This is a genomic window from Actinomyces bouchesdurhonensis, assembly GCF_963540955.1.
In the GTDB taxonomy this organism is placed as follows: Bacteria; Actinomycetota; Actinomycetes; order Actinomycetales; family Actinomycetaceae; genus Pauljensenia; species Pauljensenia bouchesdurhonensis.
The window spans coordinates 62,725-77,370 of record NZ_CAUTSL010000001.1 but is presented as its reverse complement, the minus strand read 5'-3'; the positions used below and the strand labels follow the sequence as shown (position 1 = coordinate 77,370).

The 14,646-nt window shown below is 62.8% G+C and carries 6 protein-coding genes and 1 pseudogene; 4 read left to right on the top strand and 3 right to left on the bottom strand.

The window, feature by feature from the left end; translation table 11 throughout:
- Nucleotides 1-169: 169 nt before the first annotated feature.
- Genes RYL44_RS00305 through RYL44_RS00295 form a run of 3 tightly spaced genes read right to left on the bottom strand, consistent with a single transcriptional unit; the run spans nucleotide 170 to nucleotide 2,329 of the window.
- Complete coding sequence (locus RYL44_RS00305) at nucleotides 170-1,603, bottom strand: ADP-ribosyltransferase (RefSeq protein ID WP_314974724.1); 1,434 nt, start codon at nucleotides 1,601-1,603, stop codon at nucleotides 170-172.
- A complete protein-coding gene (locus tag RYL44_RS00300; protein WP_314974723.1) occupies nucleotides 1,593-1,931 on the bottom strand; it encodes a type VII secretion target in 339 nt (112 codons plus the stop codon). Before RYL44_RS00300 ends, RYL44_RS00305 begins: the two co-directional genes overlap by 11 nt.
- 2 nt (nucleotides 1,932-1,933) lie before the next feature.
- Nucleotides 1,934-2,329 carry a YbaB/EbfC family nucleoid-associated protein gene (locus RYL44_RS00295; RefSeq protein WP_314974722.1) on the bottom strand — a complete coding sequence of 132 codons (396 nt, stop codon included), beginning with the start codon at nucleotides 2,327-2,329 and terminating at the stop codon, nucleotides 1,934-1,936.
- A 236-nt stretch (nucleotides 2,330-2,565) separates the two neighbouring features.
- On the opposite strand from RYL44_RS00295, the gene RYL44_RS00290 reads away from it, so the two are divergent.
- From RYL44_RS00290 to RYL44_RS00275, 4 genes and pseudogenes are all read left to right on the top strand, one after another.
- The gene (locus RYL44_RS00290) at nucleotides 2,566-4,296 is read left to right on the top strand and encodes an alpha/beta hydrolase (protein ID WP_314974749.1); all 1,731 of its coding nucleotides are present in this window, start codon (nucleotides 2,566-2,568) and stop codon (nucleotides 4,294-4,296) included.
- A 406-nt stretch (nucleotides 4,297-4,702) separates the two neighbouring features.
- The gene (locus RYL44_RS00285; protein ID WP_314974721.1) at nucleotides 4,703-6,460 is read left to right on the top strand and encodes an Ig-like domain-containing protein; all 1,758 of its coding nucleotides are present in this window, start codon (nucleotides 4,703-4,705) and stop codon (nucleotides 6,458-6,460) included.
- A 216-nt stretch (nucleotides 6,461-6,676) separates the two neighbouring features.
- Nucleotides 6,677-10,504 (top strand): annotated as a pseudogene (locus RYL44_RS00280) (S8 family serine peptidase).
- 200 nt (nucleotides 10,505-10,704) lie between these two features.
- Nucleotides 10,705-14,547: a S8 family serine peptidase gene (locus tag RYL44_RS00275; protein ID WP_314974720.1), complete on the top strand. Its 3,843-nt coding sequence runs from the start codon at nucleotides 10,705-10,707 to the stop codon at nucleotides 14,545-14,547.
- Nucleotides 14,548-14,646: the final 99 nt, after the last annotated feature.

Genomic DNA, 14,646 nt, shown 5'->3' with positions numbered 1-14,646 from the left:
ATGATGTCACGTTGGTGTTGGAAGAGGCGACTCCAGTCAAGCTCGCCGTCCTCTGGGCGCTTGGGAAGGCGCCATATGCTGGGGCTGTCCCACCAGTGATGGTCTGGTATCCACAGCTGAACGCCGTCAACGTTTCCGTTATAAGCGATGGGCATAGTGAGACGTCCTGTTACTGCTCCGCCATTCTAATGAAGTAATAGCCGGTGTATGGATCGATTCGATAGTCCAGAATATCGAACTTTGTTCCGCTCTTAAAGAGCACTTCCGCTTCATGTTGGATTTGAGACATGCGCTGGATGGAAGACCCCGAATGGCCATCGATCTCAAAGAGGACTTTGGTGCTGCCGGGATCGGGGTAACCGCTTTGCATGAAGCGTCGCGCTACTCCACCGTCAGTACTGCTCGACAAGAAAGCCGGATCGCTGTACACCCCTGATCTGAGTGCTTGCTCAAGTGTTTCCGTGGGGACTTGTGTTCCGCGGTAAACCGTTCCCTCGTGTGAGGGTAACTTGTCGAGCAGGCTATTGAGGTTGTCGACAGTTTTGGGGATTTGGGGAGAGACGGGGTGCGACGAATCACGGAGCCAACCGTTGATGTTGCGGTAGTTGGAAGTGGAGTAATCGTAGGCTGCTAACACTTCGTCTCTCGATAACGCTGGGTGGGCGGCGGCGACCTCATCAGCCCACTTATTCAGTGCCTCAGAGTTAACTCCGGGGTTCGTTGGTGCCTGGGGCAGAGCATCAAGATCAGCGGCGGTGACAGTTGGGTGTGATGAGGAACGACGAGGCGCGCTATCAGCAGGAAGGTCGCCGTGAGAAGTGGACGCGTCCCCGTGAGTGAGCTTGTGAAGCCACTCTTTCAAGGTCTTGAGTAGCTCGTCGCCCTTTGTCAGCTTGGTTCCAAGGTCCGACAGGGATTCCTTCAGGGCCGTTATGCGCTTGGAGACGCTGCCCATCAGGGACGCGACCTTGGTGGAGATCTGTTCCATCACAAGGGGGAACGCGGTCCCAAAGGAAGCGACCAACTCCGCCGCGTAGGACAGGATCGAACCAACGACCTGACTAATCGCGTCACGGACGAAGTCGTGGACGAATTGAATGATGACCGCGCACACGTCGTAGGCGGTCCCGACCGCTCCCGAGAGCGCCCCCGTCATAGCTATGCCCTTCGTGGTGGCACCCGACGCGGCGAAGTACGCGGTCGCGGTGCTTCCCGTGAAGGACCCTTCGGGGAAGGACGAACGAACATCCTTCTCGATGTTATCCGCCGCGGCCTTCAGGGTCGCGGATACGTTCTTCCATGTCTGCCCGTTCGCGCGCAGCTGATCCGCGTCACCGGCGAGCTGGAGCAGCCAATCCTTGAAGGGCTGGATATGGTCGAAGACCCACCCGATGCCCCAGGCCATCAGTGTGCCCAGAGGATCGGATACGTAGGCGATCGTGTCGACGCCCAGCGCGACGCCAGCCAGCGCGCCGCTGACCCACGACTTGTTGTCGATCGCCTCGCTGAGCTGTTGGATGTCGTCGAAGACGCCGGCCCCCGACAGGGTCGACGTGGTGTCCTGACGCTGTGCGACCAGGGGATTGGTGCCGTCAGTTGCCACGGTACCCTCCGTCCAGACCCGAGCCGGCCTGGCTCAGGGACGCCGACGAGGAGGCCTCGCGCGCCTCGAAGCTGCGCGCGCTCGCGATCAGGGACTGCGAGAGCTTGTCCAGGGCGAGGCCTGCTCCGCTGATCGCGAGGTGCTCACCGGCCTCGACGAGCTGGAAAAGGGGGGCAATAATGGGGCCGACCATCATTCCAAAAGCGCCTGTGGAGGCGGCGGCCGCCCGCAATGCGTCGGACGCCTGCTCAAGGTCGCCCTGGTACGAGGAGAGCCGCATCGCGTGCGCCCTGATGGCTGACGGATCGGCTGACAGGTTCTCCGACATGGTCAGTGCCCTCTCAGGGCGGTCCAAGGATCCGATGTGTCGGCGTTCGAATCCTGCGGGTCAGGCACGCCGTACAGGGAACGCATGCGTTCGATGCCCGCGTAGTTTTCACCAAAAGCTTCCTGCGAGGCGCTGATGACCTGTTCGCCGGCGTCGCGGCGCGCGGCGGCATACGCTGACATGATCGCCTCGCATACCTCGTTGGACACGCTTTCGATGCCAATTCCGAGGAGCGTCCCACCGGAGTCTACGACCACCTCGACGCGCTCGTCTGGTGACGTGCCCACACCCTGGATCGCTTCAATTCGTTGGCGCATCACGCGGGCGCGCTCTGCTTGCTCTTGAACCTGGCGCTCCTGACGACGGATCGCGTCGGGATCGTCCTCAAACAGAGACATCGTCACCTCCCAGTAATAAACGCTTTCCAGTGTATGTGAATCCTTAACCTGGTGGCAAGAATGCGGCAGGGTTGGTCACCTCTGCGCAGCATTTCTCCTGCTCAGCATCGCTCGCATCTCCCGCGGCATCACACACTGGAGCGTCCGATCGGTAACTTTCCGCGTTGGGACACGCGTTCGCTAATGGGAACCCGGGGCTGGTACCTCTCCTGAACACACCGTCAGTGCCTGGCACAATGGGCGTCATGGGTTTGTCGTTTCTGGGAGTGATCGCGGCGTTCGCCATGTACGCGGTGAGTGTGTCACCCTCACTCATGGCACGCTCATGGGCGTGGCACGCGGTTGCCTCGGGTATCCTCGTCGCCGGTGGCTATGTCGCAGGCGTCGTCGTACAGAACCTGGGGACACTGATCATCCGCGCCACCGGCCTGACAATCCGCGCATCCGAACCGGTCGAAATTGGGTTCCGCGCGACCGCAGCGGCTCTCTTTGCCATCTGGTGGATGTACGCAGTTATCCAGTCGTATCGGCGGGCCCGCATCGCATCGACGCTCGTGAAGATGCCGGGCGAAACCTTCGGCGACTACCTTCTAGGAACTGCAGGTACGGTCGTCGTCGCATGGACGCTCCTCGCTATCGTCGAGGGGTTCAGCCGTGTGGGTCGCGCCCTCATCGTGTACCTGGCTAAGTACATGCCACTCCCTGCCGCAGTGATTGCTGGCATCGCCATCCTGTTTGTCATCATGTTTTTCCTGACGTCGAAAGTCATCCTGCGTGGCGGCATCGGTTTCTTCCGACACAAGGCCGAACAGATGAACATGCGTACCGCGCGTGGCATCTACAAGCCATTCGTTCCTGAACGCTCTGCGTCCCCGGCGTCCCCCATTACCTGGGAATCCGTGGGCGGGCAGGGGCGCGTTTTCCTTGGGCGCGGTCCCTCCCGCCTCGACATCGCGCAGGTGAGCGGAGGCGAGGCCATGGAACCTATCCGCGTCTACGCCGGTTTGCCCACGGGTGGGAACGGCATCGAACAGGCTGTCTCCGCTGTCGTCGCTGAGCTGCGCCGCACGGGAGCATTCACGCGCGCGGTTATCCTCATCGCTGCTTCTACTGGTTCGGGTTGGGTCGATGAGTGGCAGGTCCAACCCCTCGAGTTCCTCACGCGCGGCAACTGCGCCACGGCCTCGTTGCAATACTCGTACGTGCCTTCTGCCCTGAACTGGCTTACCGGCCTCGAACCTGCTAAGGAGGCTTCCGCCGCACTGTTCCGGGCGGTTCGCGCCGAGCTGGATCTCATGGACGAGGCCGACCGTCCTGCGCTGTTTGTGTGCGGTGAGTCCCTCGGCGCTTTCGCGTCGCAGTCTGTGTTTGCGTCCGTTGAGGACGCGCTCACCCGCGTTGATGGTGCCCTGTGGGTGGGTACCCCCGCCTTCACGCCGATGCACAAGGAACTCACGAATGCTCGTCACAAGGGCAGCCCCGAGGTTGCCCCCGTCGTTCATAACGCTCGCCGAGTGCGCTTCGTTAACGAGCCTTCCGATCTGCGTACCGATCTGTATGGGCGCGAGCTTGGGTTGTGGGGGTTCCCGCGCATCGTCTATGCCCAGCATCCCTCGGACCCTGTCGTGTGGTGGAACAACAAGCTCATCTGGACGCAGCCTGACTGGCTGCGCGAACGCGCGGGGCGTGACGTCTCCCGTTCCGTTGAATTCACGCGCTTCGTCACCTACATTCAGGTGCTTGCTGACCTGCCCGTCGCCGGTACTGCCCCCGGCGGACATGGGCACACTTACCACGAGGAACTCATCCCTCTGTGGCGGGCAATTCTCGGTTTTGATCGTCTTCCTGGCGAAGAAGGGGCGCATCCTCGGCTGGACGCGCTCGATGGGTCCTGGGTTGATGACTCGATGGTTGAACGGATCGGCGTTGTCGTGCGTGCGAACCTGGAGCTGTCGGACCGGCAGTAGCTGCGCGCTGCGTGTGTCTTCGTCGCGGTGGGGTGCGCGGGTCGAGACTCATAGGCGTCGTACGGGTGTGGCCGTGGATTCAGGTGGTGTCAGTACGTGTCGATGCGTGAGCATACTGACCAGATAGTCCGGCGAGTGTAGTGGCGGAATAATCGCGCTTTGCATGTATCGCGTGCTGAGAAAATGTGTGTGTAAAAACGAACATATGTGCAGTGGTAAGGAATATGGCTGCATGTGGTAGAGAAAAGCGCAATAGTGCGCGCATTAACTCCGCAAATATACTTGTAATTATACGATGGTAAGTGAGTAATGCGTTGCTAGGTATTCATTTGCGCAGTACCGTTCGCATTACGAACCCCAAGCCTAACCAGCTGGAATAGTTCGTTGGATCAACATTGGAGTGAGTATGACCCAGTTAATTCACAGGGCGTTCCTAGCGACCCTGGCGACCGGCGCGGTAGTGGCGTCCGGTGCTTTCGGCGTACCCGCGCACGCGGCGCCCGCCCCCGACATGTATGGCCCCACCGTTTCTCAGGTCAAGACCATCAGTGAGGGTCTCGGCGGCTCCGTGACATTCAAGGTCGATGACAACCCTGGCCTGTCCAGCATCGATCTGCGCGATCCGTCGACCGACGCGATCTTTTATCATCGAGTTGTCGACTTCCCCGGCAACGTCACTGACGATGGCGTCCATCACTACAGCTTTGAAATCAAGTTCTCCGACATTCAGGCGGCCTGGACCAAGGCAGGCCACACGGAGGCCCTACCTGCGACCGTTAAGCTCGTCGCGTGGGGGAGCGACGGGAAGCCTTCGAAGCGCGCTGACATCGCGATTGAACCCATCGCGATGACCTCCCTCGACTTTGGTATCGAGTCCGGTCAGCTCAACATGACTGTCGGTCAGCAGACGAACATTGGCGTCACCCACGAGCCTGACAACGCAAACAAGACGGTGATCAACTGGACCGCCGATGATATTGACATCCTGACTGTCGATGATGCATCAGGCCTCGTGACGGCGGAGAAGGAAGGCTGCACGGACGTTCGTGCTGTCGCCGACTACTTGGATCCGATGGTTTTTGATCCGGTGATGGCGAGCGTCCAGGTGTGCGCCACCGAGCTGGGCGAGGACGAGATTGCTCTCAATCGCCTTCGTGTGGATCTTGACGAGGGCGAGTCTGTCACCCTGACGCCGATGCTGCCCAAGAAGTTCAAGGACGCCACCCTGTCCTGGGGCCTGGAGTACGGTGGCGCTGTCATTTTGAACGTGGCAGAGGACGGCAAGAGTGCCACGATCACCGGCGGTAACGCTATCGACTGGGATCAGGTGAACCTGACCGCCACCCTACCCGACGGAACCGAGGCAACGGCGACGACGATCGCCGTTGTGAAGTCTGTGAAGCAGGACGCGAAGGCGCCTGCGCCATGGGTTGAGCCTCAGCCGGATCCGCAGCCTCAGCCGGACCCGCAGCCTCAGCCGGATCCCCAGCCTCAGCCGGATCCCCAGCCTCAGCCGGATCCCCAGCCTCAGCCGGACCCGCAGCCTCAGCCGGACCCGCAGCCTCAGCCGGACCCGCAGCCTCAGCCGGACCCGCAGCCTCAGCCCACGCCCGAGGGCACCTGGATGCAGAACTCGACTGGCTGGTGGTACGTGAACGCTGACGGTTCCTACCCGAAGGACACCGTGGCCACGATCGGCGGACGTGTTTTCCGCTTCGATGTCAACGGCTACATGCGCACCGGTTGGATCAATGAAGCTGGCGCCTGGTACTACCACGACGCGAACGGCGTAATGGCGACGGGTTGGCTCAAGCTTGGTAACACCTGGTACTACCTGGACGCCAACGGCGCGATGGTCACGGGTTGGCTCAACCTGGGTGGCACCTGGTACTACCTGGACGCCAACGGCGCGATGGCGACGGGTTGGCTCAACCTGGGCGGCACCTGGTACTACCTGGACGCCAACGGCGCGATGGCGACGGGTTGGCTCAACCTGGGTGGCACCTGGTACTACCTGAACGGTTCGGGCGCGATGGTGACGGGTTGGCTTGACCTCGATGGTCGGTGGTTCTACCTGAACTCCTCGGGTGCGATGGCGACGGGTTGGATCAACCTGGGCGGCACCTGGTATTACCTGGACGCCAACGGCGTGTGGGTCAAGTAACCACTGTCAACACACGGTGAACGGGCGGGGCTCGGAAATGCAGCATGAGCGTGTTTCCGGGTCCCGCCCATTGACACGTTAGATTGTCTTAATAGTTTCGTTAGCGCTCTGGTGATTGTCAGTTGCCTCTTTTCCGGTAGCGTTGTCCCTGGCGGCTGCAACGTGGGAGCAACCACACTGTCGGCAGCTGTCTGTGACACTCATTGGAGAAGGCTTATGTCAATGAAGAAACCAGCTGTCCTCCTGGCGCTCGTCGGTGCCTGCGCACTCGCAGTCACGGGCCCGGCGACCCTCGCGGCGCCACCAACTCCTGCGCAACCCGACCAGGGAACCTCGGCCTCGTCCCTGCCTGTCGGTGATCTTGACACTGCACTGACCTCAAAGAATGGCGAGACTGCTACGCCCGATGCTGACGTGACGGTGAGCGGCCAGGATCCGGCGCGCCTGGTCGGCATTATCGTCCAGCTGCAGGACGGGGCCGATCGGGCGAGCGCCCTCGCCTCGATCAACGAGGCCGTGGCCGGGACGTTGCCCGGAGCCACCGCGAGTGTGGAGCGCGAGTACAACAAGGCTCTTGACGGCTTCGCCCTGAAGGCACCCGCCGGCGCCCTGGACGCGATCCGCCGCGCGAACGGCGTTCAGGCGGCGTTCCTGGAGCGTGAAGGGCACGTGAACGACGCTGCCGCCGTCGATGCCGAGGGCGGCACGCAGGCTGCGCGAACGGAGGGGCAAGATCCCGCAAACTTGAGCGCCCAGCTCATGATGCGAACCGATCAGGTGACCCAGAAGGGTGAAGGCACAGTCATTGCTGTCATCGACACGGGTGTCGACATGACGCACCAGGCTTTCAGCCCTGCTCTATCGGGTACTCCCGGCCTGTCCGAGGACGATGTTGAGGCCCTGACCCCCCAGCTGGGCATGGGCAAGACCGGTATCTACTACAACGAGAAGTTCCCCTTCGCCTACGACTACGCGGATGACGACGCGGATGCCGCCCCGCGCGAGGGCGGCTCCGGATTCCATGGGACGCACGTCGCTGGCATCGCCGCCGGCAACGCCGACAAGATCGTTGGCACCGCCCCGGACGCGCAGATCATCGTCGGCAAGGTGACGCGCAGCGAGGACGACGCCCTGTTGGACTCGTCCCTCCTGGCAGCCCTCGACGACATGGTTGTCCTGCGCCCCGACGTCATCAACCTGTCGCTGGGGTGGACGGCCGGCATGGACAACGAGGCCGACTCGGTCTACGACACCGTGTACAAGAAGCTCCAGGAGGAGGGGATCACCGTCAACGCGGCCGCAGGCAATGCCTTCTCGACCGGATACGGCAACAACTCCGGCAAGGGCCTGCCCTACGCCTCCGACCCCGACACCTCCGTGATGGACGAGCCCGCCACCTACCCCTCGGTCGTGGCCGTCGGCTCCGTCGAGAACGCGCTCATCCGTAACGCCTTCACGGCCGCCGGCATGGATATTGGCTACCAGCGTGCGCGCGGCATGAACGGCGAGAAGGTCGCCTACTTCTCCGACCTGCCCGCCGGCACCTACGAGTACGTGGACGCCGGCTTCGCCTCCGAGGAGGATGTTGCCGCCCTGAAGGAGAAGTTCCCGAACGGGCTGTCCGGTAAGATCGCGCTCGTCTCGCGCGGCAAGATGACCTACCAGAAGAAGGTCGAGAACCTCTACGACCTGCACCCGGCGGGCGTCCTCGTCTACAACAACGTCTCGGTCGGTTCGCTCATCATCATGAACCTGACGACCCAGGATGTGCCCGCCGCGTTCATCTCCCAGGCCGACGGGCAGGCCATGCTGGCGGCCGCCGACCACCACCTGACCATCGCCGAGGGCCAGGTCCTGCCCCAGTCCACCACCTACGAGGCCTCGGAGTTCTCCTCGTGGGGTGTGTCCCCCGACCTGCACCTCAAGCCGGAGATCGCGGCGCCCGGCGGCAACGTTTTCTCCGCTATACCGAACGGTGCGTACGAGCAGACGTCGGGCACCTCGATGGCGACCCCGCAGATGGCGGGCATCAGCGCGATCGTCTTGCAGCGCGTCCAGTCCGACCCGCTGTTCGCCTCGATGAGCGCGCGTCAGCAGGTTGATGTGGTTCAGAACCTCATCATGGGAACCGCGCGTCCCCTGACCGACGCCGCCCAGACCTCGGGGGCCCTGTACTCCCCGCGTAAGCAGGGCGCGGGCCTCGTGGATGCCCTGGCCGCTACGACCTCGTCCGTGTACCCGACCGTCGTGGGCGCCGCCGAGCCCTCCCGCCCCAAGGCCGACCTGGGGGATGGCACGACGGGCTGGCACTTCGACGTCACCCTCCACAACCTCGGCGCGGCGCCCGCGACCTACGAGCTGAGCTCCCAGGCCCTGTCCGAGATCGTGGACGGCGGCTTCTTCACGGAACACTCCTCGGATTGGCGAGGCCGTGGCGTGGAGATGACGTACTCCGGCGCGGCATCGGCCTCGGGTGAGGGCGCGACCGTCACGGTGCCGGCCTCGGGCGAGGCCACCGTCGGCGTTGATATTGCGCCCGGTTCCGAGTTCGCCTCTTACGTGGCGGACAATGCGCCCAACGGCACGTTCTTGGACGGCTTCGTGCGCTTCGCCTCGAAGACCGATGGTCAGCCCGACCTGGCCGTGCCCTACCTGGGCTTCTACGGCGACTGGGGGAAGGCTCCCATCTTCGACGCGCTCGCATCGACGGGTGGGGCGCACACTTTCGCTTCAGGCATCGTGAATGGGGTGACCGGGGATTCCCTCGGGTACAACCCCCTCATCAAGGTGGCCGACCGCACCGGAGAGCCCAAGGCGGACCGTTACGTGATCTCGCGGTCCGAGGCCTCGGGCGCCCCCACGGTCCTCGAACCCCGCACCGGCACCCTGCGCAGCGTCCACACGCTCACCAGCACCTACACGAACGAGGCCGGGGAGACGGTCTTCTCGGCGACCAACCACCGGAACTGGAAGTCCATCTACCTGACCAGCACCGAGGAGAACACGTGGGTCGAGGCCTACCACGACTCCACGGCCTTCGACGCGAACGCGTAGAAGTTCGCGCGCATGCCCGACGGCGCGTACAAGCTGACGCTCTCTGCCCACAACGATGGGCCGTCTCAGCGTGAGCAGTCTATTTCTTACGATTTCCGTCTCGACACCACGGCGCCTGTCATTTCTAACCTGGCTTACGAGGGGGAGGGGGATGACATGGTTGTTTCCTTTGATGTTGCGGATGCTTCGCCTCTGGCTGGCGTGGATTTGCATGACCCGGCTGATGGGTTGTGGTTCTACCGCCACGTCTTCACCGAGGATGAGGGCAGCGTCGGCGCCGATGGTACCTACAGCTACCACGTGGAGATTCCGATGAGCGTGATCGAGCAGGCGTGGAGTGATCAGGGTGGCACCGGTGACGTGATCGCCAACCCGTATGTGCTCGCGTGGGACTACGGCCTCAACCCCTCCGAGGTCTTCCCGATCAACCTGCCTACCGGTAATCCGGGCGTGAGCTTGCCGTGCACGGATCCTGCGGGCGGTCATTGGGCCAAGGATGCCGTGGGCTGGTGGTACGTGTGCGCGAACGGGACTGACTATCTGACGGGCGGCTGGTTTACCATCAATGGGCGCGACTACCAGTTCGGTCCGTCCGGTTACATGATGACCGGGTTCCTCAAGCGCGCCAGCGGGGAGTGGGTGTACGCCGATTCCGAGGGTGCTCTTGTGGGTGGCTGGGTGCGCGACGGTGCCTACGGTGGGCCGTACTGGTACTACATGGATCCCGCTACGAAGGTGATGGCTACGGGCTGGCTGTTTGATCGCGGCTCCTGGTATTACCTGGGTGCCTCCGGTGATATGCACACCGGGTGGGTCAAGGTTGATGGGCTGTGGTATTACCTGAACTCTTCGGGTGTGATGCGCACCGGCTGGCTCCAGCTTGGTGGTTTGTGGTACTACCTGTCTCCTTCCGGCGCGATGGTGACCGGTACGCAGGTCATTGACGGTCGGACGTATTCCTTTGACACGTCCGGAGTATTGCGGCCCTAACGCTGGCTGCTTCTGATTCACCAGGCCGGGGCCCGGGAACGCTCACCACGAGCAACCCGGCCCCGGCCTCACCCATGCTCCATCCCACAAAATGGCAGTGACTGCGCACACACCCGCGGGTACTGTACCGTGGAGTTACCGATAGGTCGAAGACCGCTTGGTGCTAGCCAGTCGTCTGTCACAACATTGGAGTTACGTACATGACATCAAAGAAACCAGTGGCGCTCCTCGCGCTCGTCGGCGCGTGTGCGCTCGCGATGGCGACGCCTGCGTCCCTCGCGTCGCCGCTGACGCCTGCCCCTCAGGCCGACCCTAGCCTGGCCGGCCCGCAGCCTGCAACGAGCGATAACGCCCCCGCCCTGCCCGTGGGCGATCTCGCTACGGCCCTGACCTCGAAGAACGGCGAGACGCTGGTCGCCCCCTCCTCCCAGGACCCGGTCGGAGAGGATCCGGCGCGCGTCGTTAGCATCATCGTCCAGCTCGATGATGGGGTCGACCCCGCGGGTGCACTCGCCTCGATCAACCAGGTCGTGGCCCAGTCTTTCCCGGGCTCTACCGCTCAGGTGACGCGCGAATACTCGAACACCTTGACGGGATTCGCCCTGGACGCTCCCGCTGGATCGCTGGACGCAATCCGGGCCGTGAGCGGCGTCAAGGGAGCATTCCTTGACCGCGAAATGCAGGTCACCGACGACATGTCGGTTGATGCTGAAGGCGGATTCGAGGCCTCCCGCCTGCCCGACCAGAACCCCGACAACCTCAGTGCTCAGGTCATAATGCACGCCGACCAGGTGTCCCAAAAGGGGCAAGGTAAGGTCGTCGCCATTATCGATACGGGAGTCGACATGAGCCACCCGGCTTTCGCCGGCGCCCTGACGGGTGCTCCCGCACTGAGTGCTGACGGTGTCGCCGCCCTGACTCCCACGCTCGGAGGGGGTAAGACCGGCGTGTATGTGAGCGAGAAATTCCCCTTCGCCTACGATTACGCGGACGATGACAACGACGCGTCACCGTCGGACCCACACGGCACGCATGTGGCGGGTATTGCCGCGGCCAACGCCGACGAGATTATGGGTGTTGCCCCTGACGCCCAAATCATCGTCGCCAAGGTTGAGCGTGATGGCGGTGGTATCCCGGACTCCGCGATTATCGCCGCTCTTGACGACATGGCGGTCCTGCATCCCGATGTCGTGAACCTGTCGCTTGGCCAGACCGCCGGCATGGATAACGCAGCCGACTCGCTGTACGCAGGCGTCTTCGAAAACCTGCAGGACAAGGGCATCATTGTCGACGCAGCAGCCGGCAACGAGTTCTCTGCCGGCTACGGCAACACCTCCGGCAAGAACCTGGCATACGCGTCCGACCCCGACTCCTCGACCCTGGACGAGCCCGCTTCGTACAGCCCCGTCGTCGCCGTGGCCTCCCTGAACAACATGCTGCAAGCCAACGGGTTTAAGGCTGCGGGCAAGGACATCGCCTACCAGCGTGCGCGCGCGGAGAGTGGCGGCACAATCGCCTCCATCTCCGAACTGGCGCCCGGTGACTACGAGTATGTTGACGGAGGAATCGCCTCCCAGGACGACGCGACGGCCCTCAGGGAAAAGTATCCGGACGGCCTGGCCGGTAAGTTCGTGCTGGTCTCTCGCGGCAAGCTCACCTTCGACGACAAGGTGTCAAACCTCGCTGACCTGAACCCAGCCGGCGTCCTCGTCTACAACAACGTCCCCGGCGACGCGCTCATGGTCATGAGCCTGACGACCCTGGGCGTGCCCGCCGGTTTCATCTCGCAGGCGGACGGGCAAGCCATGCTGGCCGCTGACGACCATCACCTGACGCTCGTTGACGGCATGACGATGGCTCCGAGCAACAAGTACGCGATGTCGGACTTCTCCTCGTGGGGGGTCACCCCCGACCTGCGTCTCAAGCCGGAGGTCACCGCCCCCGGCGGTAACATCTACTCCTCAGTGCCTGACGGTGCCTACGGATTCATGTCCGGCACGTCCATGGCGACGCCCCAGCTCGTTGGCGCGAGCGCCGTCGTCCTGCAGCGTGTCCAATCCGACCCGATGTTCGCGTCAATGAGTGCCCGACAGCGCTCTGACGTGGTCCAAAACCTCCTCATGGGCACCGCGACCCCCGTTGTCGATCCCCTCCAGGACACCGGCGTCTACTACTCCCCGCGTAAGCAGGGTTCCGGCCTGGTCAATGTTCTGGCGGCCACGACCTCGTCCGTGTACCCGAGCGTCGCGGGCGCGCCTGAACCTTCCCGGCCCAAGGCGGACCTGGGTGACGGAACGAACGGCTGGCACTTCGACGTCACTTTGAACAATCTCTCTGACGTGCCTGCAACCTACGAAATGAACTCACAGGCGCTTTCTGACATCGTGACGGACGGTTTCTTCACGGAGCGTTCCTCTGATTGGCGAGGCCGTGGCGTGGAAATCTCCTACTCGGGCGCGGCTTCCGCGTCCGGCGAGGGCGCGACCGTAACAGTCCCCGGAGGCGGTGAGGCCACTGTCGGTATCGACGTCACGCCCGGCAGCGAATTCGCGCGCTACGTCAGCGACAATGCTCCCTCGGGCACCTTCCTCGAGGGCTTCGTACGCTTCGCTTCGAAGACCGATGGTCAGCCCGACCTGACCGTTCCCTACATGGGCTTCTATGGTGACTGGGGCAAGCCGGCGATCTTCGATCAGCTGGCCTCTGAGGGTGATGGACACGTCCTCGCCTCGGGCATTTACAACGGTAGGAACGGGGACCTGCTTGGGTTCAACCCCCTGCGCAAGGTGTCGGAGCGTACTGTTCGTCCCCAGTCCGACAAGTACGTCATTTCACGCTCGACGGCCCCTGGTGCTCCCACGGCTATCGATCCGCGTACGGGCACTCTGCGGTCCGTGCACACGATGACCACCACCTACACGAACGAAGCCGGTGAGGTCGTCGCGTCCTTCGAGTCGCACTTGAACTGGAAGTCAGCCATGGGATCCAATGGGGTCATGAACCCGGTGGAGCAGGACCACAAGTCCAGAGGCCTGGACTTGAACTCTGATGAGTTCAAGAACCTGCCTGACGGTGCGTACAAGCTAACGATTTCAGCACGCAACGACGGTCCTTCGCCGACCGAGCAGTCCATCTCCTACGACTTCCGCGTCGATACGACGCCTCCGGTCATCGAGCGGGCAAGCGTGGACCTCGATGATATGGCTGGCCCCGTTCTCGATCTGGAAATCAGTGACGAGTCACCCATCGCCGGCTTTACCCTGCACGACCCCGGCAGTGGCCTGTGGTTCTACCGCAGTGTTAGTGAGGATGACGCCCACCAGTGGTACAGCGAAGGTAGGTACCGCGAGAGCCTAAGTATCGGTCTGGGTGAGTTTGAGCTCGGTTGGGCCGATCAGGGCGGCGAGGGCGACATTATTGCGCACCCCTACCTGCTCGCCTGGGACTACGGTCTCAACCACTCGGAGGCCACCACGATCGACTTGCCCTCCAATAATGAGGGGGTGACGGCTCCGTGCACTAACCCCGCGGGCGGACACTGGGTTCAGGACGCCACCGGATGGTGGTACGCCTGCGCGAGCGGAACGGATTACCTGAAGGGCGGTTGGTTCACGATCAACGGCTCCGACTACCTCTTCGGTCCCAACGGCTACATGGCCACGGGCTTCCTGCGGCGGCCGAGCGGTGAGTGGGTCTACGCGAACTCCGAGGGTGCTCTCGTGGGCGGCTGGGTGCGTGATGGCGCTTATGGTGGCCCCTACTGGTACTACCTGGACCCGGTGACCAAGGTGATGCACACCGGCTGGTTGGTTGATCGTGGTTCCTGGTATTACCTGAATGCTGACGGCGCAATGGCGACGGGTTGGGTACAGGTTGATGGCTCGTGGTACTACCTGAACTCCTCGGGTGCGATGGCGACCGGGTGGCTGCGCTTGGGCGATACTTGGTACTACTTGGGGCCGGATGGTGCCATGTATACCGGCACCCATACGATCAACGGACGCACGTACGTCTTTGACACGTCGGGTGCGTGGGTCAGGTGACCTGATAGGTTCCGGGCCGAACGGAACGAATGGGGAGGCCCGGGAGTAGAGCGATGCTCGTGCTCCCGGGCCTCCCCATAGTTTGTCAGTAAAACAATT